We start from the raw sequence: 21960 nt of genomic DNA on the forward strand, positions 1-21960 counted from the left end.
TATTTCCCCGTTGATTTATTTAATCCACTGCCGGAAACAGGAGTCCGGAACATCATGAAAGAAACCTTTAAGAAGGGAGGTTGGCAGATACCAGTAAATCAGGTCGCGTAGCCAGGAACTGCCCCGCCCTTTTTTCAGTTTCTTGATACCCCAGAAAACCAGTGCCGCTGCAGCTATACCAAAAATGAACTTGCTGGTCCAGAAACCCCAGCCGAGACAAATCACGGCCGGGATAAGTTCATCGAGATATAAGCCAAACCAGCGGGACTGGTTAGTCAGTGTTTCCGGGAAACGGTATCGCTTTAATTCGTCTCCCGTCATCACGAGCGTCCTGTCAGTAACCGGCGACTGACATACCGATGGTGATAAAGGTGGAAATAATCGCGAAGCCGAACAGGAACTTCACGTTTTTGGTCATCATGTACATGATGCCGCCGGCGACGACTTCTGCCAGAACCACCCATTTGACGACGCTGGAAGACTTACCAAACGTGCCTTTAACGGTCGCATCCCCGGACTTCATCAGGTCGGTTGCCGTGGTGGTGGCCATCGCAGCATCCGGGAAGAACGCCGCCACAGCAGCAACCGGCAGCGCAACTTTAGCGACTTTCAGGGCTTTCTTTTTATTGAAAACGCGAGACAGAAAAGACGGTTTGGTTTCTTCAGAGACAGCAGTACCCTGAACACTTAATACAGCATTCATATTTATTTCCTTTAAAGAGAATGTATACGTTAGTAGAAAATCACATCTAAACCTGATTTTTTATATCTTTACCTTCCTTCCTCCTCGCTCTGTTCAGAAAAAATATAATTGGGGAAGCGTCTTAGATGATCTTTAAGTCGCATCGCCACTTCCGTTGACTTCGTTCTGCCACTACGGTTCTTTGCGCTAACTAAAAGTGCATGAGTGTCGTCATCAAGGTAAACGGAAACAATATTCTTATTTCCAGTGTTGGTATAACGCTTTGACACACAACTTCTCCGATTCGAGACCTTATAGACAAATCATTACACAGAAAGGCACAGGAAATAAAGGGGCTAAATAGCCCCAATTTATTTAACACTTCATTAACATTATATATTCGTAAACACTCTCAATGAAAAAATATATTTTCCTGGTCTTGTAACAATCCGATATGAATGAGCTAAAAGAAGGATAGATCTCCAGTACTTTCTCTTTCGAACGATCGATTCTTTTTTTCACAATTTTTTCAGACACACAGATATAACTTGATATATCCAAATAGCTAAAGCCAAGAACATAAAATGAAAGAGGAATTATATTCAAATCACTTATCTTTGAAATAGCCTCATCAAAATCTGAATTACCTTTTGATTTGATAACCTCCATTTTCCGGCTGGGTAATGGAACCGTTATCAGAAGATTTATTTGCCAAAAAAAATAAAAATCATCATCCAAAAGACTGATACACTCAATCCGAATTTGAAAATTCGATTTTCCACACGAAAAAATTTTACTTAAAACACAGCCTTTACCTAGCACCATGCAATCAAGTTCTAATTGGGAAAACATCAAATCCAATTCATAAAACGTTCCAGAAAAACTACCTGCTACACATTCTGTTTTAAAAAAGTCATACATTTGTTCAAATGATGTGTTGGAATATAGTACATCACGTTGTTGGTTTCTTACGCAAACAGAGACAGGTGAGATGTTATACAACCCCTTTATGTGAAGAAGAGCATCCCTAACCGATTGACTTAAGCTGTCATCACTACTACGATCCATCGCACACATAGGTTCCTCCTTAGAAGGTTTCTATGGATAGTTGGTGTAGAGAGGGTTCGACTCTCTACACCAATGATTCTCAAATTTTCAATTACACCTAAATTATAAATCCCATTGAAAAGGATGTCATCTGATTAGCTTAGATCATTCTTCCAAATATTCACCAATAAGAAGAACAATAATTCATTCTACAATAAATAAGCCAGCCCAACCAATGATTACATTTATATTACGTAAAATCTTACGCTATTCATCCTCAATCTCACTTTCATTCGGAAAGAACTTCTCCATCACCGCACTAACATCGTCCCGTATGTTCTCTATTAACCCTGACCATTCCCACTTTGGATTGCCATTAACATGAGGACTTAGACACTCGATCCCCAGCACCTTATTTACAGTAAACTGAGTTTTAACCATGCTTTCTAGCAGTGCTCTATTGAATGCCATCTGATTAAATCCGGATTCTTTACGTTCCATCTGGGCTTCATAGACACGCAAACCAAGCTCAAGCAACATAGATGCAATACTTGAATAGCTTATATCTTTCTCTTTCGCACCTTCAGCACGACGCTGAACTGCTATCGCATTAATTTTTTCAGCAACATTGTCATTTACATAAACCTGGATCTTAGCCATAGTCCCTCACAATTATAATCTCGTATAATCCATAAACCCTAAGAGCTAAAACTACGCATGTTGCGCGATTCACAATTAGAGTCACTATGATAGAAATGAAGATTCACTTCACGAATCACTATCCTTTTAGCCACGAATCTAATATAGATTCATGGCACTTGTAAATAAATGTTTTACAAAAAAATAGTCTCTACTGAATCTCATGCAATTCGTTAGTGAATCTATATAGATTCATAGCCGATTCGCATTAACACATTAAATAAATGTACTGCACATTATTTATTTCATAACTCACTGTTTCCAAATAGCAATCTGCAAAATTTTAATTTTGCGTGGGGTGTGGTGATTTTGTGGTGAGGAGTGCATATCTGTTGAGTCTGGTTCTGGTCTGGGTTAACGTATTTGCAGGAATCGACCCGGAGGGAGTCTTTTGAGAAAACAACTGGTATTAGCCACCCTGCTTTTAATTTCCATGCCTGCCTGGTCTGCGGATTGTTTTGATATGGCAGGACGGGACTATCGAATAGATCCCGATCTGCTGCGGGCTATTTCATGGCAGGAGTCTAAATGGAAGGTGAATGCCATCGGGAAAAACCCGGGAGCTGGCTACGGTGCCGGACTGATGCAGATCGACTCGCAACACCAGGGTGAACTGTCGCAGTACGGTATTAAACCGGGACACCTTCTGACTGATGCCTGTCTGAATATTTACACCGGTGCTTATTATCTGGCACTGGCTTTTAAAAAATGGGGAGTCAGCTGGGAGGCAGTCGGCGCCTACAACGCCGGGTTCCGGAGAACGGACAGGCAGGCCATGCGACGACTGGAGTACGCCAGGAAGATTGAGGCCATCTACCTCGCTATCAAGAAAAATAAAAATGCCGGCCAGTCATCTTTAACAACAAAATGAAGACCTCATTCATGAGGTCTTCAGAACAGGGAAGTGATTAATCAATTGCCCGCCATATTAAATGCCGTTCGGGATGATGAATAATGCTGATGTAATCCTTCAGTGCATCCTGCCGTGAAACCAGTCGCCTGCAGATCTGGTCATATTGCGGCCCCATTTCAGCCACGTGCCAGGACAGCCTGTTCATAATCATCAGCGTGGCAATAATGCCTGCTGCATCAGCGCTGACCTCACCTTCGAAATAATTTCCCGGGATGCACATCCTGTAACGCTGCTCACCTTCAGGTGCGATATATCCGGTCTGCGTGGTAATGAACTGGATGCTGTTGGGTGCAATATTCCCGCCGACACCCTGTGGAATAACCCAGTAAGACCAGGAACCGCCGTCGTATTCAGAATGCTGGCGTAACCAGTTCGCGGCCATAGTATCGGCTAACGGCGTAAAAAAGAGCTCCGGGATAAAATCCAGGCGAGCTTTACCATTGGTTACGGCACTGCGCAGATATTTATCTGTTTTAAACTGTTCGTCTGATTCACGAGTGGCGGTGTTGACTTTCATTGTGCGCATACTGATTTTCTCCTTCGCGGTTTATTAAAACGTTCGACTTCATCACTGAGCGGCGAAGGGCAATTTGCAGCCGACGGGGAGGAAATAAAGGGGCGCGCGGCGTTTATATACCCCTTTATTTCCTCCACGGCTGATGCTAAAAGCAGCCCTCCGCGAAAGATGAAGTCGGGCGATATCGAGCAGGAGTGAGAATGCGCACAACCCTGAACGTCAATCCGGTGTTTATCAGATTCACGTTCAGGCCCTGGAGTGGCGGGTATTTATCGCCACGGTGAGAGCGGCGCATCCTGATAAGGATGCAGCAAGCGAGATTTTGAATTTGCGTCAGGATGGAAGCCCGACAGGGCAGAGACAGCTTGCTGGCTCTGTTCACGACAGCCGTGTCCCGACAGGGACGACGCCCGGGTCAGTATTTATTTAATCTTTCATCAGAGATAAATAGCGGAAGAGATACACAGCAGAATAGCGGAAGCGATGTAACAGGGATGAATAAAGAATATTGATGAGATAATACCGCGCCGGAGTAATACGGGCGGCGCGTAGCGCAGCCGGTATTATTCAGCGCCGCAGGCGCTGCGGCCTTTTAGCGCAGTCGGGCAGGTTATCCCCTGCCCTTCCGGTTATTTACGCGGCCCCCTGTATTCCGCGCATAAAGTCCCGCATAGACCTGAACCGGCGCAGATCTGCAAGTCGTTTTTCAAAGTCATTGAGGTAGAAAACCGGGGTATACCTCACACGCCGGATCTGCATCGTGAGCGTGTTGCCCGTTACCACTTCCGCTGCTATCCCCAGCAGTGACAGCTGGATGAATGCCATATCTGCCGCCACCGGATCGATGTCAATGCAGCTGCCGAACATGTGCATGGAGGGGTTAATATCCGCTTCAAGCAGGCACTCTGCATAGGCGATCAGCATCCCGGCAGCCCCACACGCCGGATCGCTGACTGTGGCAATCCCTTCCCGGCGGATAGTGTCTCTGACACCTGGCATTAGCATCCGCGCCATCAGACACTGCACTGAATACGGGGTAAAATACTGCCCGCGAAAGTTATCTCCGAGTTCAAGCTCCATGAAAATGGCACCGAGAAAATCATGAAATTTCGCCTCCAGCGCACACACCATCATGCAGAACATTTCCTGCATGTTCGCGATGTCGGTGGCCTCGTACCGGGCGCAGATTTTCCGGCAGTGCTCCATGCTTTCCGGCGTTCTGATGCGGGCCATATCCAGTTCACTGGCGGCCAGTGACAGAAAATCACTGAACACCTCCCAGCGTCCCAGATGGCGGCCCGTGTCTTTAAACACACGGATAAAGCGGCTCCGGCTGTGCTGCTCGTCCATCAAACGCTGAACAGAAGGCACCATTTCCGGGACCTGTAGCCTTGCCTGAATGACAGCGCTGTTATCCGCAGTTCCTCTGGCCATGTTAAAAAAATCGGCAAAACTCAGCTGTGACATACAATTATCTCCGCTGTTGCCGCTCCCGAAGGAGCGGCTCACCTTATCAGTTACATGCGCGTTTAAGTTCAAGCGTGCGGAGTACCTGCCCGAAGGCGGTGTTGTTCATCGCGGGGATATGAACGCCGCGCCCCTTACGAATACTGCGGGCAATATGCCGTCCGAAGGCTTTCAGCGCCGGATCAATCTCCTGGGCCGCAATATCGTCTCGCTGGATACGTGGATGACGACGGGGCTTTACAGCCGCTGTGGAAGGTGAAACAATACTTCTGTTCATAGAATTAACTCCGTCTGGTAGTTAATGGAGCCGTAAAAACCGTTACAGCGATTTTTACGGCGTGGATTAAGCAGGGTTTTCCCTGCTTTTTTCATTTCTGGAACAGGTTAAATTCCTCCTTAATGCGCGTTGTAATCTGCGCATGGCTCAGGTTGCACACATCCCGCAGCCGGAAATATCTGGCTCCGTAGCGGGCGTATATCTCTGTCACGTCGCAGCAGTACATTTCAGCCATCATGAAGGACTCCCATTCATTGTTTTCGCTCGTTGACCAGTTCAGCGGGTACATCAGTCCCAGCGCCTCGTGAAAGGCATGAACGTCGATTTCTTCCAGTGCTTTCACCGCATCGTTACGACGACTCAGCCAGTACGCACGTTCTGCCTCTGCGGTGGTCTGCATTCCCAGGACTGCAGAGGATTCGGTCAGGTGTGAGTTCATACGTCTCTCCTTATGTGGATCGCCGGCGGCCCCCGGACCGCCAGATGTTGGGTAAAAAAAGCAGATTCATGGCATATGGCGTTCAGCACGCATTGAGTCAGCAATGTATTTGCGTGCGTCCTTCCACGCTTCCTTACCGGTATCACCATAAAAAAGCTCAACGAGTTTCCGGGACTGAAGCCACGGTTGTGCAACGCCGAAATGCACCTGCAGAACGTCCGCGTGCCAGTCAACCACTCCCGCACCCAGGACGTTATCAGCCATACGCATCAACGTGCCCCATACCAGTTCAGCTCTTTCGCTTTCTCTCAGGCGCTTGTTTTTAAGCTCCGCCAGATACATCAGGAGGCTCTTTTGCTCGCTAATCACGTTGGCCTGACGGTTTTCAACCCATCTTTCGGTAGATTCTTTGGTGGCGGTTTTGACGTTGACGTTCTGTGTGTTCATTCTGCTTTTCCTCTGGTCTGGTGGTTAATCCATCTCTCGGTGAGTTCCCTGGCGGCAAAGGGCAAAGGAGCAACGTCGTAAGGAGGAGAACAAGGGGCGGAGACAAAAAGTTTTTGCGGTCCCTGGCAAAAAGTTTTTGGCGGAGTTTATTTACCCCTTGGGTGACGACACGGCGGTGCTACGAACAGCCCTTCGCCGGGGAACGAACTAGAGATGACTCACCAGGGGAAGGGATGAGAATGAACACACCCGACACGACGGAACGGCGTGGCGCCATCAGAGTGCCGGCAGGTGTATCGCCGGCACGGTGAAAGCGGCGCGGCCGGAACGGTCGCAGCAAGCGCTGCAGCTGACCTCAGACACTAGCCGTCAGGCCCGAAACCGCGTAGCGGGTTCGGCGGAGCTTACCGCGTCTTTTCGCGGTTAGCGGAGTGTGGCTCGACGACTGAACCGCGCCAGCGGGTCAGGAGCCGAAGGGGTCCAGAGTTGTTATGCCTTTGACGTAAAGGCCTTAAAGGGTTTAACAGCGACGACACAGCAGGGAGAAGAAGCAGTAAGACAGCGGGCAGCAAACAGGGAAGACGCCGAAAGGAAATGCGGGCGGCGCGTCAGCGCGGCCCGGTTTTCCCGGCGCCGCAGGCGCGCGGCCTTTTTGCCCGTCTCGTAGTCAGAATGACAGGTTTAAGACAGCTACTGTGCGATCGCAGCGTTTCATTCCCTGCATTGAACTCTCACCATGCAGTCATGCCTTCCAGCAGTTCACAAAATACGTCTCGCTCTTTCATCTGTGCCCTCTTCGCCTGCTCTGTTCCGGTATCAGTCAACAAACATCGAGACCGGGATTTGAAATCGATTTGCCAGCGCCCGCATGTGATCAAGGGTCAGACTGCGTTCACCACTGAGGATCCGGCTGACGAGCGATTTTTTACCTATCTCATTTTCGAAATCGGACTGTGAAAGCCCGTGTTGCTGCATAAGAACCCGCAGCAACGATACACCGTTTTTGCCTGCTTCGATGCGCGTATTAAATTCTTCAAATTCCACCGCGTTATCTTCCCAGGCATCGATGCGGGCAGTCAGCATATCAACCAGCGGGCTGTCCGGATCATGTTCCAGAAGATATTCAACGAGTTTAAGTGCCTCTTCGTAATCTTTGCGGGACGAGCTGCCACCCAGCAGAGGGACAATACTGGCCAGGTCATTCGCAGCTTTAATGGCATCGCTAAAAATCATTCTTTGTGCTCCCGATAATATTTCGTTAAGCGATCATATTCAGCATGGGTGGTTATGTGTTTGACGAATATCTTTCCGCGCTCAAAATCAGCAAAAAACATCATTCTAAGGTTATTACCGCCGATATCGATAACCCACCATTTCTCCCGGTATTTCATGCGATCCAGACTAGTAAAGTATCGCTTTAGCTCATCCGGTTTTTTTGCGACAACCCGCTTTAGTACACGATAGGTGTCATCGATGGCCGCTGCATCATTCGGATAGTGTCTTGCCGCCTCATCAAAAGGGGCTCGTGATATAACATGCACGCCATGTCTCCGGTTTCCATTATGGAAACATTGTACTTAACTCTACGGGAGTTGACAATATGGGAACAGGCTGACAGGCCAATTTCTTCCCCGCCAGCCATTCCGATTACCCGACTTTTACGACTTCAATGCCCAGGATCAGAGCGATGAATTCAGCTTTGTTCTGCAGCAACCAGGCGCGAGCTTCAAGGGCTCTGTCGCATTAGCGTATGCATGTCAGCAATTGTATGCTGCTGAATTTACAGGCAGTTAACAGATAAAATTGTTCTGCGGGTGACAATCCATCACTTTGTGGGGGTTGCTACTGTCCTTTACGTATCATGTGGAGCAGCTCAATACCTGCCAGCAACGTCGGTGCCCGACGGAACGACTTAAATCCCAGCATCAGACGTATTCGTCGTTTGATATTTCGATGATCCTGCTCAATCAGGTTATTCAGATACTTGCTTTGCCTGTGGAATGGTCGACAGTGATACCGCGTTCAGCCATTATCTCCTCGAGATTTCGCAGGCTGAGTGAGTAAGTCAGATACCAGCGAACACACTGAGCAATAATATCGACAGGATAGTGCAGACGTTTGAAGGCTTTTCGGATCAACTGCATAGTGAGGTAATATCGCAAAAAAAACAGTATGTTATCTGACGGCTTCTTAATGCGACAGAGCCGAATTTCCGCTTTGCTCAAGCAGATAATCTCATCCAGGTAAAACTCCCTCTGTTAAGCGTCCCGAAATGAAAAGGCTACTGCCATCATGGCCCCGGTAAACACCAAGATTAAGCCGCTCAAAAAGACAAAGGTAAGATGACTGCCGAGGAAAACTACGGATGAGATGACGCCAATCACCGGGACGCCCAACGTGAAATTTGACATTGTAAAGCTGGATACTTTTCGGCCGCACTCCGTCGATATCACGAAACAAACAGAGGTCGCAATCGGTCCGATGAAAACAATCAACGCGCAAAGCAGCGGACTCCAGTGGATCTCACGTGGCCATCCCTCATATTTAATGGCAAGCAACAGCATCGGTATTGTCGCAAATAACATTTGCCAGGGTGCCAGCGCCAGCGGTGACAGATGCCATTGATGCTGTTTAACGTGAAAAATCACCACCGACCAGCAAAGCGCCGCTAGTAGCAAGAACAGATTGCCCTTTACCATCCCCTGCTGGGACCAGTCTATCTCCAGCGGAGAGCAGATGATGGCAATACCGATAATGCCTATACATAAAGCGAGCAGCTGCTTTTTCTGGGGCAGCGATTTATTGATTATCCAGGCGAAGAGCACCCCCCACAAAGGCGTTGTATAGGCCAGCAGTGCCGCCCGACTGACGTCGGTATATTGCATTGCGATCAGCCCCAGCGCCGTAAAGGCGAGCATCTGAAGGCCTCCGACGCTGAAGACTATCGGCAGATCTTTTTTCGATGGGACGGTCAATTGCTTTTTACACCCGACGATGATAAACAGACATATTCCGGCGGTTAAGAATCGCAGGGTTCCTAGCCACAGTGGAGGAATATCATGGAGCGCTGTTTTCATCGCTGGCCAACTTAATCCCCATAATAATACCATGAGCGTCAGCATCAGCCATAGGCTATATCCTCGATATCGGTCTTTACGCTTTGCCAACGGCGTTATAGGTGTATTCATTGTCCCACTCATGATGTCGATTATATTTTTAATTTTTGCAACGCATCGAACGCTTGCGCTAAGTCATTGATCAAATCCAGTCCATTTTCAATGCCGACCGAAAGTCTGAGCAGATCGTCAGGACAAGATGATTCCTCTCCTTCGGTATCTTTTCGGTATTCAATCAGGCTTTCTGTTGACCCTAGCGAGATCGAGTTTCTGAATAGCTTGGTAAGTTTAGGTAATATTCTTGCGGCCACGGCTCCGTTTTTCACCCGAAATGACAGCATTGCGCCATAGAGATTATTCATCTGAACTCTGGCTAGATCGGCGGATTCATTGGCGGCTATTCCAGGATAGAAAACTTCGGCAATGGCGCTTTGCGTTAACATCCAGTTTGCAAGTTGTTGCGCATTAGCGCTAGCTTTACCGTACCTTAACGCCAGGGTGCGCATCCCGCGAACCAGCAGCCATGCTTCCATGGGCTGAAGAATCAGTCCCGCGCTGGTTCTGAAATTTAATATCTGCTGCCACCAGTAATCGTTTTCTTTGCACACCAGAAAGCCCGCAGTCAGGTCTCCGTGGCCGTTTAAATATTTTGTTGCGGAATGCAGGACTATATCGGCGCCTAGCGCCAAAGGCTGTACCGCAAGCGGGGTTGAGACTGTAGAGTCGACGATTAACCGCGATGCGTAGCGCTTGGCGAGACGGGCGACTCTGGCAATATCGACGATCTTCCATAAGGGATTGGTGGCGGTTTCCGCCCAAACAAACGAGATAGCTCTTCCGGCTAATGCCGTTTCCAGGGCATCATAATCAGATAGATCAATAAAATAAATCGTAATTTGATGTTGACTACAAAAATCGCTCATGATTTTGAAAAATTCATAGTAGCAGTCTTTTTCAACAACAATGGCATCATGTGGCTTAAGAGTCAGCAAAACTGCCCACGCCGCTGAAACACCGGAGTTAAACGCCGCGGCAGACGCCCCGCCCTCCATTTTGGTTAAAATATTTTCCGCCAGTTGGGTGGTTGGATTGCCGCTGCGAATATAATTGATCGCTGCATCATTCATTATTGTTCTGGATGAAACGGCGGTATGAATTGAAGGAACCAATCCCCCCGTTATGCTATCCGTATAGTGATCTAACCCCGCAAGTAACGTATCAAAATTATTCATTAAAATGTCCGTAACAGAATATATAAATGGGTTTAATTTCTATTCATAATCGTAATCAGATCGATAACCAGTTGAAAGTTATCCAGCAGCTCTATAGCCTGTCAGCTGATCCTATGCCGGGAGAATCTCTTAAAATGAGAAAAAATTAAACAGAAAAAATAACGTGCTAAGATATCGAAAAATTAATACATAGGCTCAGAAGCTATGTGACAATCGCAGAATTAACTCTGTTCCTGCGCATGACCCTAGCCGCACGCAGCAGGAGAGAACACGAGGAACGAGATGCAAAACGTGAGAAAGCTCCCCCCACTAAACTGGCTGCGTTCTTTCGAATCGGCGGCAAGACTCATGAGTTTTACCCTTGCCGCAGAAGAACTTCATATGACACAGGGAGCGGTCAGTCAGCATATCAGAAGCTTGGAAGCGCACCTTAAATCACATCTGTTCATCAGGCTGGCGCGCCGTATTGAACTGACGGAAGAGGGACTGGCCTACTTGACCATCGTGCAGGCATCAATTCAACATTTAGAAATCGCCACAAATGAGATTTTTGGTGAAGGGCATCGCAAACAAATCAAGGTTAAAGGGAGTATCGCTTTTTTCACCTACTGGCTTAACGCCCGTCGTCTGAGCCTGTTTCATCAAGAACATCCGGATATCAATATCCAGTTCAACACTGATATCTGGATGCGCGAGGAAAACATCAGCGCCGATATGGAGATTCGTTGGGGGAAGGGCCAGTGGCAGGGCGTCAATTTCGTGCGTCTGACCCATGATAAACTTTTTCCCGTTTGCGGACCAAAACTACTCAATCAATTAAATTTAAATGATATTCATGACCTTGAGCATCATAATCTCATCCATGTTATGGGCTATGAACAGGGATGGGGAGAATGGTTAAAATATGTCGGCTGCAGTACCGTCAATACCTCCAGAGGAATGCAGTTCGACACCTATGCCTGCGTCCTTAATCTTGTTGAGTCGGGATTTGGCGTGGCGCTGGGCCGCTCTTCATTGGTCGAGGATCAACTGAAATCAGGCACGCTGGTCGCCCCTTTCGAACAGCACTTATCGACGACCGAGGATTTCTATTTGATTTATCCGACCACCGGTTTCAGCAACCCTTTTGCCAGACGTTTTGCTGAATGGCTTGTGAGGCATTCGTCAGGGGATACATTAATGTAATAAGCATTCCATGTGATACAAAAGCACGTTCATTCTGATTGCTGATACTTACCTCTTATACACTGCCCCCTGGCCTGATGCATCTGGGGGCCTTAATGACACAGTATAAAATATAAAATATCAAAAAAAACAAATATTTACAAGACCATTAACCGGTCAATTCGTTCAGTCTCCGGGCGTGGGATATTGCGACAGACATTAAAAAAACGCCCCCTCAGGCCCGTTATTAATTACTTTGCGAATATCAATATTTATTAGATTCTCGGGTTAGCGATGGCACGGATATAGCCGGGAAACTGTTGAGATATCTAAATTAAAATACATATAAGAAATTGAATTTTGTGCCAGCCAGAACGGGCGAACTATATCTCATGGCGTGGATATTAAAATTCCGAAATATATATTACCCGGCAACTGCCTCGTGTTGTGCTCAGGATGAGAATAACGATAAATGCAGTTAATAATTTAACAACATTAATTCGTTGCTTAAATATGACCAGACAACACTCTTATTACTTACGAAAACTATTTTCTCGAGGTGTCCTGATGGAAGTTGCAACAATAAGCAAGTCGCATAGCGATAATTCTTTTAAAAAGGAAATGAAAACTCGTCATATTATCATGCTGGCGCTAGGAGGCGTGATTGGTACCGGCTTGTTTCTGACATCCGGATATACGGTTAATCAGGCAGGGCCATTGGGATCGGTGTTGGTTTATGCGGTAGGCGCCGTAATGGTGTATCTGGTGATGATGTCGTTAGGGGAACTTGCCGTACATATGCCGGAAACCGGGTCATTTAGTCGCTATGCCGCAAAGTTTATCGGTCCGGCAACGGGATATACGGTTGGTTGGTTATATTGGTTAACATGGACGGTGGCGATTGGTTCCGAGTTTACCGCCGCCGGTATTCTCATGACGCGCTGGTTTCCTGAGTCTCCGGTATGGATCTGGAGTCTGCTCTTCGCAGCGTCGGTGATGATTTGCAATATTGTCTCGGTGCGACTGTTTGCGGAAACAGAGTTTTGGCTGTCGCTGGTTAAGGTTATCGCGGTGGTCGTTTTCATTGTCGTCGGTGGGCTGGTTATTGTTGGGGTGTTTCATCACGACAGTTCTATGCAGTACGGGTTGGCAAATTTCACTCGTGAAGGGCTATTCCCGACGAGCCCCGCATCGATCTTATCGGCATTATTAGCCGTGGCATTTGCGTTTTCGGGGACGGAGCTCATCGGGATTACGGCGGGTGAAGCAGAGCACCCGGAAAAGTCAATACCTAAAGCGATCAAAACCACGATCTACCGGCTGGTACTATTCTTCATCGGTACGATTTTTGTTCTGGCAGCGCTGCTGCCCCGAGAGAAAGCGGGTTTGGTCGAAAGCCCCTTTGTGATGGTGTTTGAGTTAACCGGTTTTTCCTATTCGGCGGATGTGATGAACTTTGTGATCCTCACGGCATTGCTGTCAGCGGCCAACTCTGGACTATATGCCGCCTCGCGTATGCTGTGGACCCTTTCCGATCAGGGGCATATTTCGACTTCATTCTCACGTTTAACCGCCAAAGGCACGCCCGTCTTTGCCATTATTTTCAGCATGATGGGTGCAGGCGCATCTCTTTTGAGCAGCGTGCTCTCTCCCGATACGGTGTATTTAGCACTCGTCTCGATCTCGGGACTCGCGGTGGTGCTGGTCTGGATAAGTATTTCAGCCAGCCAGCTCGCTTTTCGTAAGACATTTATCGCTAACGGCGGCAGCGTAGATGATCTCAAATATAAGGTGAAAGCCTTTCCCATTGTTCCCATTGTCTCCATCGTACTGTGCGTGTGCGCGTGCATCGGTATTGCATTCGATCCCTCCCAACGCGTCGCATTGTATTTTGGCATTCCGTTCGTCGTCTGCTGCTACTGCGTTTTCTGGCTGAAAAACAGAACGTCGGGCTATCAACAACAAAACCAGAGCCTGTAAAGCGCCGGGCGCTCCTGTATGAGGTACCAGCGAAGAAGGCCAGGGTCACGACACGATAAGCACATCAATTCATGATTTATGCTCCACGCTTCCTACCCACATTCGGTCGCCCTCATGCAGTTGCGCTTCACTTCTTTCGCAGTGACCAGCTTAAGGCGGGACTTTCACCCACAGGAGTGCGCCCATGCAGGGCACATAAGGAAAAAGGGGCTACCGGCGAACCGGCAACCCCTTCATAAAGGCGCTTCAGGCATGTCAGACCAACGCAGCCCTGAAAAGGCGGGGTATCCCCCGCCTCCAGGTTGCTACTTACCGTTGGATTCGTAAGCCAGGCTTGCCGCGACCTCCCTGTTCCCGTCCTTCAGCCGGACTTCGCATAAGCGGTTCCGGGTCAGGCATGTGAATATTAAGAGCGTTAAACACACGATTAATACGCACCAGACCAGGGCGTTTCGCGGTAGTTTCATGGTTTACTCCTCCTTGCATTGAGCACGGTAAGAGGCCATACTGTTGTTGATGAGACATACAGGGGGCCTCGTGGGTTAATGAAAATTAACTACGGGGCTTTCTGCTTTCTGCCGCACAACACGGTAACAAACCACCTTTACGTCATGAGGCAAAAAGCCTCAAGCGCCGACGTCATTATACCCTGTCGTATCGAATCCACCCAGGACTAACAGCCTGATAACTGAATATATCCTCAAACACCTCCTGACTCGTTCTCTGTCTGTAAACCCAGCGCCTGCCGGATTTCAACCGCCCGTTGTTCACTACCGGCGTTCTCTCCGGCGCGATACACCAGACTGATTAAGGACAGTAACTCCTCCCTGTCTTCTGCAGTCAGTTTTACCTCCAGACGGCACAATACTCTCCCGGTCACCGCATGGCGAAATACCGTTCCCACATCCTTCCGATCAAACTTCCGGCTGACAATACTCATCAGAACTCCCTGTCGCTGTTTCCTGCAGACCAGTCCCTTATTTGTTCATCCAGCGCCTGAATATGCTGATCGACATATTCAACCAGCCGCTCTGTTTCTGTTTCCAGCCAGCCACTCAACCCGTCCCATTCGCAGGTCATATCTTTAAGTCGGGAAGAGATGGTATGCAGTTTATTGCGCTGACTGCGGGCCACCTTCAGCTCCGTTTTGCAGGGGTTATTTCTCATCGTTTTATCTCCCGCAACTCAAGTTTGTTGGGAACCAGCCAGCGTTCGCGTTCCAGAATGTGTTCCCCGGATCCCCTGACGATAAAACTGATTTCATGCATCACCTCATACAGCGGCTCCCCGGCATCCCGCAGCCAGTCCAGAGAGGCCAGCGAGGCAAACCGCGACCGCCAGTGCCAGAAGGCAGGTGCAAGCTCTCGCGCGTCAAACTCATCGGCCCACCGGCGGTACCAGCGACTGACCGTCTCCGGCGACTGAAAATTCAGCTCCGTGACGGCCTGTCCCAGCAGGTTCTGCCGTAACCGCCAGTGATGCGCCAATGCGCGTTCTTCCCGACGCATCTTACGGGTAAAGGCGAGGCTGCTGCGCTGTTTCCGGCGCTCAGTCCGGCTGTGCTGCACCTCCGGGAACAGTTCGGCCTGAACATCAACCGGCAGCGGCAGCGGACAGTACTCCCCGTGACTGGCAATCAGTGCATCGAGCGCCTCTTCCACCTGTTTAAGACTGCTCAGACGATGTTTCGGATCCCAGCTCAGGCCGGGAATGCGCTGCGCCACGGTCGTGTTCATACGGCTGTTCCCGGTCAGCAGGCGCAGGAAGGTACGCACGTGTGGCGCTGCAGACAGACGAGCACCGCGCTGGCGGGCATTCTCCACGGTCATAATGGCCTGCAGCGCAGCCTGCCGGGCAGGCTGCAGGGTGACAAGGGAACGGGACGAATGGATCATTGTGCGCCCTCCTGTTCCAGCGTGCTGATGATACTGGCGCAGGAATATCTGTCAGTATCGAGACACGCTATCAATGCCAGCGTGTGGGAGATCAACTCCGGGTTAAATTCTTCGATGCTGCGAACAACAGAGAACGGCTGGCCACCACGTGTCACAAAGACGATCATCCAGCGCTCACTCAACTCTCCGGGGCTGCAGACAGCGACATCAAAATGGCAATGGGCCGGAGAAAAGCGGATCTGAACCGGGAAAAAGCCGCCAAACTCGCTGCGATATTCACCGTTCACGGACCAGCCTGACGGCAAATCCAGAACACGCATCACAGCATGGGTCAGCTCACGGCGGAAATCTTCACCGGCAGCGCGGTAATCTTCCAGCTCATCGACGGACATGGTTTTGAGGACATCCAGAGTCAGTAACGTTTTCATTTTCAGTCTCCTTATCGCCGCCCCGCAGGGCGGCGTCTCCGTTATCAGGCAGCGTGTGAGGCAGGTTCATCGGTGTCCGGGGCAACATGTGCATCGTCCGGGTTTGCGGCATCCGGGGACTGCATCCATCCCGGTACCCAGCGGGAGCCGGAGAGCCACTGTTCAGCATGGCTGGCAGCATCACCCTTCTTCATTTTTTCGGCATCCGAGGCGGCTCCGGTCAGCCCGGCCTCCTTCAGTGCCGCCACAATCTGGGCCTTGCTGAGCAGCCCGAGGAAGTTATCCGCTGTCGGCTGCCACCAGTCGCGCAGATGAAATCCCAGCGCCGCCTCCACGCCATCGAGGTCACTGCGGCGGGTGTGGCCACATTCACGGGTCTGGACGCCATCGACGGAACAGGCGGTACAGAAGGCCATCAGCGACATCAGGGTCTGTCCGTCGAGGGTGAAGAAGGTGGTGAAATCTTTCTGCCAGCCCTCCGGCAGCAGGGCTTCCAGACGGGCTTTCTCCTGCATCAGATACCGCCATGCCTGACCTTCCTCTCCGGTCGGGGCTTCACTGGTCAGGCCGCTGTGATGCACCTCAAGGCGCAGGACAAACGGGTGCCGGGTGGTGGTGCAATAGTCGAACACGCAGCTGCACAGCCGCCAGACCATCAGGGCCACGGCTTTCTGTGGCTGCTTAACCAGTTCGGCCTGAACCGCCAGTGTCCTTTCTGAAGACATTTTTTTCAGGAGCGGCACGCTGATACCCTCTGCTGCATCCGGCATACTGCGGGTGACCACATGCACAGAAGCCTGCTCGCCACCGTGCTCCCCGCCGTCAGATGCCGCCGTCTGGATCTTCTTCTGCACACCACGCTGGACGCAAAGCTCACCGTCATACAGGCTGACCACCACGCCACAGGCCGCTTTCTGCTCCGGTGTCCACGCCCGAACCGATGCGGCATTTTCAATCTCATCGATCAGCACCTGAATGGCGGCTTCATCCTCAAAGGTTTCCGTTGCCTCCAGCGTGGCGTACAGTTCATCAAGGCGCTGCAGTTCCTCAGCGCTGAATTCCCCCTCCTGCGCCGGCAGCACCAGATAATGTTCGCGGTCATCACCGTAGTTTCTGACGGATCCCTCACGAGCCAGTGACCATGACCAGCCCTCCTGTTGTTCGATAGCCAGTGCAGCCGCCGCCAGCTTCTCCTGAACCAGACGTTCAACCAGTACCCCGTCCGCCGTTCCGTCTCCCTCCTGAGCGCTGAACAGGTCCTCACGCACCACGCCCCCGGCGGCCTCATACGCTTCACGACCGATAAACACGAAGCGGGAGTGGGTTACGGCGATTTCCGTATCCGTGATGGCCCGCTTCAGCAGGTGAGCGGGTGTGCTGCCGTATGAGGTTTTCACCTGGTCATACACCTGCACCTGACGTGCCGGGTCGCTCTCCAGACTCAGGGCCTGACACTGCTCCACGTCGAGTTTGTCCTCTGCCAGCAGGGTAATCAGTTCCGGGGCGAGGCTTGCCAGCTTCAACATGCGCTGAACGTGACGGGCACTGTAGCCCAGCTGGTCCCCGATTTGCGCCGGGGTTTTCCCCTGTTCTGAGAGGGTACGGAACCCGCTGATTTGCTCTGCCGGGTGCATGGCCACACGCTTGTCGTTCTCGACCATCGAGGCGACCACCGCCAGGTCGTCACTGACACGCTTGACGACAACCGGATATCCGGCATCGATACGCTGCTCGCTGAGCAACTGTTGCAGGGCGGCAAGACGACGGCCACCTGCAGCCACACCTGATATACCGTCCGGCAGCGAGTGAACCACCAGATTCTGGATCAGGCCGATCGCCATGATGGAGTCGGCCATCTCCCGGACACTGTCAGCCGGATAGGGGATAGTGCGAACGTTCAGCGGGGATTTGACCAGCGACGACAGCGGCACCATTTCAATCTGAGCAGCCTCAAGCGCGGCTTTGAGGGCGGCGGCTTCGTCAGGTTTCACCGTTTTTTTGCTGGTTTTAACCGTTGCTTTTGCTTTAGACTCGGTCACTGACATAATTGATTTCTCTCCGATATTGATTAATGTCTGCCGGGCAGGCCCATCTGCCCGGCACCTCTTACGGCTTATTGCGTTTTGCGTACTCCGTAGTCCCGGATATAGCGGTTCATCAGGTACTCACCGCCCGGTTCAAAATTCCAGACGCGCCAGATCATGCTGCCGTCATCCTGATGACGGACGACAAGGCGAAAATGGGTCCCCTGGTCATCTTCAATCGCCACATTCTGATACTGCGCTGCGGCAACCTGAGCCTGCCTGCGGGTAAACGTGCCATCCGGCAAGGATTCAAGCGGGGACAAAACGTTGTGGTCCATGTGTTTCTCCTTTTCTTCCCCGCCTGAACGGGGTGTCTTCATCATGGTTTAAAAGGGCGCGTCATCATCCATTGGCGGGAAATCATCCGGGAGTGGCTGAGGCGGTTGCTGCGACGGAGCCGCATCCTGACGGCCTTTCTTACCGCCCTTTGCTTTCGGGGATTTAGCCGGGGCCTGAGCAGGTTGTGCCGGGGCGGCAGGACTCTGCGGCTGCGCAGCGCTCTCAGGCTCACCGGATTCACGGCGGCCGCCGAGCATCTGCATGGTGCCGTTCTGCCCGACCAGCACCTCGGTGACATAGTGTGTGGTTCCGGCATCATCCTGCCAGTTGCGGGTGCGCAGCTGGCCCTCGATGTAAACCTGCGCACCTTTACGCAGGTATTCGCCCGCCACTTCCGCGAGCTTGCCGAAGATCACCACACGGTGCCATTCGGTTTTTTCGCGCGCTTCGCCGCTCTGTTTGTCACGCCATGTTTCAGACGTGGCCAGCGTCAGACTGGCCACTGCGCCGCCGTTGGGGATGTAGCGTACTTCCGGGTCCTGTCCCAGATGACCGACCAGAATGACTTTGTTAATCCCACGTGATGCCATGATGAATGTCTCCTTTAATCGCTGGTTTTGCTTTTAAACCCCATCATCCGTTGAGTTACCGGAAGCCGCGGGTTTGACGTTTTGCGGGAACCTGCTGTTTTGTTCCCCTGGTATTTTCCATCACCCGTTTGAGAACCTTCGCCGCAAGGGCAAAGACGCCACGGCCTGACGCATCTGTCCGGGGCAGGACACAAAAGTTTTTGCAGTTCCATGCAAAAAGTTTTGTGGACTGTTCATTACACCCTGGACAGCCAATGCGACAGGTTGTGGCTATGTCAGCCCGGGCGAAAGGGGCTTAAAGGGGTGAACGGCACCAGGAACGGAAATGAGCAGAGACCCGCCGCAACGACGGAACGCGCGGGCGCGAAACGGCGTTGCGCCTTACAGCCCGGCGTCAGTTTGCCGGGGTGCGAAAAGCGCAGGATACGGCGCGTAAAAGGGGCGGCGCATCCGGAACGGAGGCTGCAAGCCCTGGTGTTGCGTCATGGGATGGAAGCCCGAAGGGCGGAGACGGTTTACCGGCTCCGTTCACGACAGCCCGCCCGGACGCCCGCAGTGAAAACGGGAACGGGCAGAAAACAGAAAACGGGAGGGTAATAATGGATTACATGTGGCTTAAGAGATGGCTGACGATTATCCGGCGTGATACCAGCCGGGAACATCAGGAGCGAAAATGCTTTTCTTTTCTGTACTGCACAACGCAGTACCAGGCCGAAGCCAGGAAAGCAAAAACGGTGATCAGCACGCGTAATTCGTCACCCGGCTCTTTCCCCTTCAGCATCAGCGTTATGATGATGGCGGCAGCGATAATCCACGCCATGCCACTCCAGAGGCGCAGTTTTTCTGCCACGACATTAATCAGAACAAAAGCAACGGCCAGGATAGCCCCCCACAGAGCCGGGACAGGCTGAAACGGAATAAACAACAGGTTAATACCGGTTAAAAGCGTCACGGCAGCAAACATCAGAGACATACGCACAGATTACCCTCCCTGGACACACTGAGTAAGAAAATCAATTCTGCAGATCATCACCCGGTTTATTATATTCGGGCACATTTGCGCGCGGCAGCTGCTGACTGTTCAGTCGATGTACGCGGAGCCGTTCACGGAAATATTCGCGCAGGTGTTCAGGCTGTTCCCGTTCAACAAGTTCCGGCATGACGGGCTTGTTCATGCGTTACTGCCAGGCAACAGCAGCGGCCACCTTATCGACGGCAACTTTGTCCTGCTCCTCTTTTGAAAAAGCGGCGATATTCCACGTCGACATATACACCACCGGTCAGGTTTACAGAAAGAGAACCTGATAATACGCCCATTATCAGGCGGAAGCGACTGACAACGGAGAAGAGCGAACGCGGTGCCGGAGGCGCGGCGACGTCTCTCTCCGGCAGGCGAAGCCTGCCCGGGGTTTCGCGCGGCCGGCAGCGGCAGAGGTTCCCCCCTGCCCTGTGATTTATCGTTCCTTTCCCCCCTGAAGGATGAAATGGCCGCCAATACAGACGGCACACTGACAGGTCATGTATTCACAGATTTCATCCATCAACTGCGCAGTGGTCAGTTCCCGCTGACCGGCATCGCGGCGGCGGGCATTAATCAGGGCTTTGTACTGTCGCAGGATATCGCGGCTTTGTGGTGCAAGTTTCATGTGCTTTCTCCTTAACCGGCGGGCTTCCCCGCCGGATAGTAATCAGTTGCTGAATACATAGCCTTCATGGAAGACATAGCCGCTGCTGAACAGATCCCGCGCGTAAGCCTCATAATCGAAATAGACGCGCAGGGATTCAGGCACCTCGTTTAACAGGCCGTGATCCTCCACAAAGCCATAAGCAAAATCCTCCTCGCTTTCAGCCTCGCCGCAATACGCATCATCAAAGGCGTCATAGTCGCACTCGCCGGTATATTCCGCCCAGGCCACAAACGCGGCGGCGCGTCCTTCGTCCTGAGCCTGCCGGAATGCCTCGATAAACGCCCACTTAACAGAGGATTCAGAGGCAAACTGTGACGGAATACCCTCGATGTCCTGAAACATAAACTCGGGGTTATCCTCGGCGGCATGCAACGCCCGGCAGGCGTCATAAAATTCGTCTTCGTCGTCGAAGTCGGTTAAATCAAACCATTCGCCAAAAATACTGCCGCCGTTGTACTGGTGATATGTGCCCACGTAGACGGCCGGAACGGTTACTGATGAAGTCATTTTTATCTCCTTACGGGGCGGAGTAACCGCCCCGGTCGTGAATCAGTCCAGCGCGGCGTAAATAGCACTGCATTCCGGGTGAAGGGTGATGTGATTCCAGAGCTGGGCATCACGCAGCATATACAGACGAGTCAGTGCCGGGTTACTGCTGTCATGATGGGCCGCCAGACGGCGATTAATTGCCAGACTGGTCAGAATAATGCCCGCCGCGTCGGCGCTGACCGTGCGATCAAACCAGTTTTCGCCACTGACCAGATGTACCCGCCCACTGTCTGGCATCATGTATCCGCCCCCCTCCGGCAGGCGGATGAAATGCCAGAAGCCGCCCTCATATCCGGGCATCCATTTTTTGGCCAGAGCGTACACCTGTAATTCCGCGAGCATGAAATCCGTGCCGAACAGGTACGGCATGAAGGACAGGCGGTCGGACTCTTCAACATTCAGGACAGGGCATGTCTTCACATACTGCATGGATAAACCTCCGTAATCACATGGACTGCGGCACCGGG

Annotated in this window: 29 protein-coding genes and 4 pseudogenes; 4 read left to right on the top strand and 29 right to left on the bottom strand. The window is 51.2% G+C overall.

The window, feature by feature from the left end; genetic code table 11:
* Positions 1-15: 15 nt before the first annotated feature.
* From traL to traM, 5 genes are all read right to left on the bottom strand, one after another.
* Positions 16-321, bottom strand: a complete 306-nt coding sequence (gene traL / locus CWM57_RS24740) for a type IV conjugative transfer system protein TraL (RefSeq protein ID WP_095027391.1) — start codon at positions 319-321, stop codon at positions 16-18.
* 13 nt (positions 322-334) lie between these two features.
* Positions 335-703, bottom strand: a complete 369-nt coding sequence (gene traA / locus CWM57_RS24745; RefSeq protein WP_020316649.1) for a type IV conjugative transfer system pilin TraA — start codon at positions 701-703, stop codon at positions 335-337.
* A 68-nt stretch (positions 704-771) separates the two neighbouring features.
* Positions 772-972 carry a TraY domain-containing protein gene (locus CWM57_RS24750; protein ID WP_048289787.1) on the bottom strand — a complete coding sequence of 67 codons (201 nt, stop codon included), beginning with the start codon at positions 970-972 and terminating at the stop codon, positions 772-774.
* A gap of 85 nt (positions 973-1057) precedes the next feature.
* Positions 1058-1759 (bottom strand): hypothetical protein, encoded by a 702-nt coding sequence (locus CWM57_RS28260; RefSeq protein ID WP_223861285.1) that lies wholly within the window; start codon positions 1757-1759, stop codon positions 1058-1060.
* 237 nt (positions 1760-1996) lie between these two features.
* Positions 1997-2389 (bottom strand): conjugal transfer relaxosome DNA-binding protein TraM, encoded by a 393-nt coding sequence (traM, locus tag CWM57_RS24760; protein ID WP_020805752.1) that lies wholly within the window; start codon positions 2387-2389, stop codon positions 1997-1999.
* A gap of 472 nt (positions 2390-2861) precedes the next feature.
* Here traM and CWM57_RS24765 point away from each other — a divergent pair, with 472 nt between their 5' ends.
* Positions 2862-3299 carry a transglycosylase SLT domain-containing protein gene (locus CWM57_RS24765; protein WP_015632492.1) on the top strand — a complete coding sequence of 146 codons (438 nt, stop codon included), beginning with the start codon at positions 2862-2864 and terminating at the stop codon, positions 3297-3299.
* Between the two features lie 37 nt (positions 3300-3336).
* Here the strand turns inward: CWM57_RS24765 and CWM57_RS24770 are convergent, their stop codons facing one another.
* From CWM57_RS24770 to CWM57_RS24815, 10 genes and pseudogenes are all read right to left on the bottom strand, one after another.
* On the bottom strand, positions 3337-3867 hold the full coding sequence (locus CWM57_RS24770) for an antirestriction protein (RefSeq protein WP_015632491.1): 531 nt from the start codon (positions 3865-3867) through the stop codon (positions 3337-3339).
* 624 nt (positions 3868-4491) lie between these two features.
* The gene (locus tag CWM57_RS24775) at positions 4492-5325 is read right to left on the bottom strand and encodes an N-6 DNA methylase (RefSeq protein ID WP_100676548.1); all 834 of its coding nucleotides are present in this window, start codon (positions 5323-5325) and stop codon (positions 4492-4494) included.
* A gap of 46 nt (positions 5326-5371) precedes the next feature.
* Positions 5372-5602 (bottom strand): hypothetical protein, encoded by a 231-nt coding sequence (locus tag CWM57_RS24780; protein ID WP_023340951.1) that lies wholly within the window; start codon positions 5600-5602, stop codon positions 5372-5374.
* Between the two features lie 91 nt (positions 5603-5693).
* Complete coding sequence (locus CWM57_RS24785; RefSeq protein WP_060598879.1) at positions 5694-6041, bottom strand: hypothetical protein; 348 nt, start codon at positions 6039-6041, stop codon at positions 5694-5696.
* A 66-nt stretch (positions 6042-6107) separates the two neighbouring features.
* Positions 6108-6488 carry a hypothetical protein gene (locus tag CWM57_RS24790; protein ID WP_060598880.1) on the bottom strand — a complete coding sequence of 127 codons (381 nt, stop codon included), beginning with the start codon at positions 6486-6488 and terminating at the stop codon, positions 6108-6110.
* A gap of 816 nt (positions 6489-7304) precedes the next feature.
* Entirely contained in the window at positions 7305-7721 is a 417-nt protein-coding gene (locus tag CWM57_RS24795; RefSeq protein WP_049010942.1) for a helix-turn-helix domain-containing protein, read from the bottom strand.
* Positions 7718-8029: a type II toxin-antitoxin system HigB family toxin gene (locus CWM57_RS24800; protein WP_023292165.1), complete on the bottom strand. Its 312-nt coding sequence runs from the start codon at positions 8027-8029 to the stop codon at positions 7718-7720. Before CWM57_RS24800 ends, CWM57_RS24795 begins: the two co-directional genes overlap by 4 nt.
* 301 nt (positions 8030-8330) lie before the next feature.
* Positions 8331-8632, bottom strand: a pseudogene (locus tag CWM57_RS24805) (DDE-type integrase/transposase/recombinase).
* Positions 8633-8746: 114 nt separating this feature from the next.
* Positions 8747-9676 carry a DMT family transporter gene (locus CWM57_RS24810; RefSeq protein WP_158236771.1) on the bottom strand — a complete coding sequence of 310 codons (930 nt, stop codon included), beginning with the start codon at positions 9674-9676 and terminating at the stop codon, positions 8747-8749.
* 20 nt (positions 9677-9696) lie between these two features.
* Complete coding sequence (locus tag CWM57_RS24815) at positions 9697-10836, bottom strand: trans-sulfuration enzyme family protein (RefSeq protein WP_100676547.1); 1140 nt, start codon at positions 10834-10836, stop codon at positions 9697-9699.
* A 282-nt stretch (positions 10837-11118) separates the two neighbouring features.
* Here CWM57_RS24815 and CWM57_RS24820 point away from each other — a divergent pair, with 282 nt between their 5' ends.
* Positions 11119-12021, top strand: a complete 903-nt coding sequence (locus CWM57_RS24820; protein WP_100676546.1) for a LysR substrate-binding domain-containing protein — start codon at positions 11119-11121, stop codon at positions 12019-12021.
* Between the two features lie 546 nt (positions 12022-12567).
* The gene (locus CWM57_RS24825; RefSeq protein ID WP_060598838.1) at positions 12568-13980 is read left to right on the top strand and encodes an amino acid permease; all 1413 of its coding nucleotides are present in this window, start codon (positions 12568-12570) and stop codon (positions 13978-13980) included.
* A gap of 305 nt (positions 13981-14285) precedes the next feature.
* Here CWM57_RS24825 and CWM57_RS24830 read toward each other — a convergent pair whose 3' ends face one another.
* From CWM57_RS24830 to ssb, 9 genes and pseudogenes are all read right to left on the bottom strand, one after another.
* Entirely contained in the window at positions 14286-14408 is a 123-nt protein-coding gene (locus tag CWM57_RS24830) for a Hok/Gef family protein (RefSeq protein WP_085842394.1), read from the bottom strand.
* Positions 14353-14505, bottom strand: a pseudogene (locus CWM57_RS28265) (DUF5431 family protein); the annotation flags it as partial. The pseudogene CWM57_RS28265 and the gene CWM57_RS24830, both read right to left, overlap by 56 nt.
* Before the next feature lie 175 nt (positions 14506-14680).
* A complete protein-coding gene (locus CWM57_RS24835) occupies positions 14681-14920 on the bottom strand; it encodes a hypothetical protein (RefSeq protein ID WP_100676545.1) in 240 nt (79 codons plus the stop codon).
* Complete coding sequence (locus CWM57_RS24840) at positions 14920-15147, bottom strand: hypothetical protein (RefSeq protein WP_048334732.1); 228 nt, start codon at positions 15145-15147, stop codon at positions 14920-14922. Before CWM57_RS24840 ends, CWM57_RS24835 begins: the two co-directional genes overlap by 1 nt.
* The gene (locus tag CWM57_RS24845) at positions 15144-15875 is read right to left on the bottom strand and encodes a plasmid SOS inhibition protein A (protein WP_060598836.1); all 732 of its coding nucleotides are present in this window, start codon (positions 15873-15875) and stop codon (positions 15144-15146) included. The genes CWM57_RS24840 and CWM57_RS24845 overlap by 4 nt, the downstream gene beginning before the upstream one ends.
* A complete protein-coding gene (gene psiB, locus CWM57_RS24850) occupies positions 15872-16303 on the bottom strand; it encodes a conjugation system SOS inhibitor PsiB (protein WP_100676544.1) in 432 nt (143 codons plus the stop codon). Before psiB ends, CWM57_RS24845 begins: the two co-directional genes overlap by 4 nt.
* A gap of 44 nt (positions 16304-16347) precedes the next feature.
* Positions 16348-18348, bottom strand: a complete 2001-nt coding sequence (locus CWM57_RS24855) for a ParB/RepB/Spo0J family partition protein (protein WP_100676543.1) — start codon at positions 18346-18348, stop codon at positions 16348-16350.
* Between the two features lie 68 nt (positions 18349-18416).
* Positions 18417-18665 (bottom strand): DUF905 domain-containing protein, encoded by a 249-nt coding sequence (locus CWM57_RS24860; RefSeq protein WP_022644895.1) that lies wholly within the window; start codon positions 18663-18665, stop codon positions 18417-18419.
* Positions 18666-18713: 48 nt separating this feature from the next.
* Complete coding sequence (ssb, locus tag CWM57_RS24865) at positions 18714-19256, bottom strand: single-stranded DNA-binding protein (protein ID WP_100676542.1); 543 nt, start codon at positions 19254-19256, stop codon at positions 18714-18716.
* A gap of 325 nt (positions 19257-19581) precedes the next feature.
* Here ssb and CWM57_RS28270 point away from each other — a divergent pair.
* Positions 19582-19800: pseudogene (locus tag CWM57_RS28270) on the top strand (hypothetical protein); the annotation flags it as partial.
* Positions 19801-19917: 117 nt separating this feature from the next.
* Here CWM57_RS28270 and CWM57_RS24880 read toward each other — a convergent pair.
* From CWM57_RS24880 to CWM57_RS28060, 5 genes and pseudogenes are all read right to left on the bottom strand, one after another.
* Positions 19918-20235, bottom strand: coding sequence for a hypothetical protein (locus tag CWM57_RS24880; RefSeq protein ID WP_072124147.1), 318 nt, complete (start codon positions 20233-20235; stop codon positions 19918-19920).
* 34 nt (positions 20236-20269) lie between these two features.
* Positions 20270-20524 (bottom strand): annotated as a pseudogene (locus CWM57_RS24885) (DNA polymerase III subunit theta).
* A gap of 186 nt (positions 20525-20710) precedes the next feature.
* The gene (locus CWM57_RS24890) at positions 20711-20902 is read right to left on the bottom strand and encodes a hypothetical protein (protein ID WP_072124145.1); all 192 of its coding nucleotides are present in this window, start codon (positions 20900-20902) and stop codon (positions 20711-20713) included.
* A 42-nt stretch (positions 20903-20944) separates the two neighbouring features.
* Positions 20945-21451, bottom strand: coding sequence for an antirestriction protein ArdA (locus CWM57_RS24895; RefSeq protein ID WP_072124144.1), 507 nt, complete (start codon positions 21449-21451; stop codon positions 20945-20947).
* Between the two features lie 42 nt (positions 21452-21493).
* Positions 21494-21922, bottom strand: a complete 429-nt coding sequence (locus CWM57_RS28060) for an antirestriction protein (protein ID WP_060598830.1) — start codon at positions 21920-21922, stop codon at positions 21494-21496.
* Between the last annotated feature and the right edge of the window lie 38 nt (positions 21923-21960).

The organism is Klebsiella sp. G-Nf4 (genome assembly GCF_002810615.1).
Classification (GTDB): domain Bacteria; phylum Pseudomonadota; class Gammaproteobacteria; order Enterobacterales; family Enterobacteriaceae; genus Klebsiella; species Klebsiella variicola.

What these genes read in the sequence shown, in the direction of transcription:
- CWM57_RS24795 (WP_049010942.1), bottom strand. Translation starts at nt 7,721, where the DNA reads ATGATTTTTAGCGATGCCATTAAAGCTGCGAATGACCTGGCCAGTATT.
- CWM57_RS24845 (WP_060598836.1), bottom strand. Translation starts at nt 15,875, where the DNA reads ATGATCCATTCGTCCCGTTCCCTTGTCACCCTGCAGCCTGCCCGGCAG.
- psiB (WP_100676544.1), bottom strand. Translation starts at nt 16,303, where the DNA reads ATGAAAACGTTACTGACTCTGGATGTCCTCAAAACCATGTCCGTCGAT.
- CWM57_RS24815 (WP_100676547.1), bottom strand. Translation starts at nt 10,836, where the DNA reads ATGAATAATTTTGATACGTTACTTGCGGGGTTAGATCACTATACGGAT.
- CWM57_RS24765 (WP_015632492.1), top strand. Translation starts at nt 2,862, where the DNA reads ATGCCTGCCTGGTCTGCGGATTGTTTTGATATGGCAGGACGGGACTAT.
- traL (WP_095027391.1), bottom strand. Translation starts at nt 321, where the DNA reads ATGACGGGAGACGAATTAAAGCGATACCGTTTCCCGGAAACACTGACT.
- CWM57_RS24790 (WP_060598880.1), bottom strand. Translation starts at nt 6,488, where the DNA reads ATGAACACACAGAACGTCAACGTCAAAACCGCCACCAAAGAATCTACC.
- CWM57_RS24860 (WP_022644895.1), bottom strand. Translation starts at nt 18,665, where the DNA reads ATGGACCACAACGTTTTGTCCCCGCTTGAATCCTTGCCGGATGGCACG.
- CWM57_RS24820 (WP_100676546.1), top strand. Translation starts at nt 11,119, where the DNA reads ATGCAAAACGTGAGAAAGCTCCCCCCACTAAACTGGCTGCGTTCTTTC.
- CWM57_RS24840 (WP_048334732.1), bottom strand. Translation starts at nt 15,147, where the DNA reads ATGAGAAATAACCCCTGCAAAACGGAGCTGAAGGTGGCCCGCAGTCAG.
- CWM57_RS24785 (WP_060598879.1), bottom strand. Translation starts at nt 6,041, where the DNA reads ATGAACTCACACCTGACCGAATCCTCTGCAGTCCTGGGAATGCAGACC.
- traA (WP_020316649.1), bottom strand. Translation starts at nt 703, where the DNA reads ATGAATGCTGTATTAAGTGTTCAGGGTACTGCTGTCTCTGAAGAAACC.
- CWM57_RS28060 (WP_060598830.1), bottom strand. Translation starts at nt 21,922, where the DNA reads ATGCAGTATGTGAAGACATGCCCTGTCCTGAATGTTGAAGAGTCCGAC.
- CWM57_RS24890 (WP_072124145.1), bottom strand. Translation starts at nt 20,902, where the DNA reads ATGAAACTTGCACCACAAAGCCGCGATATCCTGCGACAGTACAAAGCC.
- CWM57_RS24855 (WP_100676543.1), bottom strand. Translation starts at nt 18,348, where the DNA reads ATGTCAGTGACCGAGTCTAAAGCAAAAGCAACGGTTAAAACCAGCAAA.
- CWM57_RS24810 (WP_158236771.1), bottom strand. Translation starts at nt 9,676, where the DNA reads ATGAATACACCTATAACGCCGTTGGCAAAGCGTAAAGACCGATATCGA.
- CWM57_RS24825 (WP_060598838.1), top strand. Translation starts at nt 12,568, where the DNA reads ATGGAAGTTGCAACAATAAGCAAGTCGCATAGCGATAATTCTTTTAAA.
- CWM57_RS24780 (WP_023340951.1), bottom strand. Translation starts at nt 5,602, where the DNA reads ATGAACAGAAGTATTGTTTCACCTTCCACAGCGGCTGTAAAGCCCCGT.
- traM (WP_020805752.1), bottom strand. Translation starts at nt 2,389, where the DNA reads ATGGCTAAGATCCAGGTTTATGTAAATGACAATGTTGCTGAAAAAATT.
- CWM57_RS24770 (WP_015632491.1), bottom strand. Translation starts at nt 3,867, where the DNA reads ATGCGCACAATGAAAGTCAACACCGCCACTCGTGAATCAGACGAACAG.
- CWM57_RS28260 (WP_223861285.1), bottom strand. Translation starts at nt 1,759, where the DNA reads ATGTGTGCGATGGATCGTAGTAGTGATGACAGCTTAAGTCAATCGGTT.
- CWM57_RS24835 (WP_100676545.1), bottom strand. Translation starts at nt 14,920, where the DNA reads ATGAGTATTGTCAGCCGGAAGTTTGATCGGAAGGATGTGGGAACGGTA.
- CWM57_RS24775 (WP_100676548.1), bottom strand. Translation starts at nt 5,325, where the DNA reads ATGTCACAGCTGAGTTTTGCCGATTTTTTTAACATGGCCAGAGGAACT.
- CWM57_RS24895 (WP_072124144.1), bottom strand. Translation starts at nt 21,451, where the DNA reads ATGACTTCATCAGTAACCGTTCCGGCCGTCTACGTGGGCACATATCAC.
- ssb (WP_100676542.1), bottom strand. Translation starts at nt 19,256, where the DNA reads ATGGCATCACGTGGGATTAACAAAGTCATTCTGGTCGGTCATCTGGGA.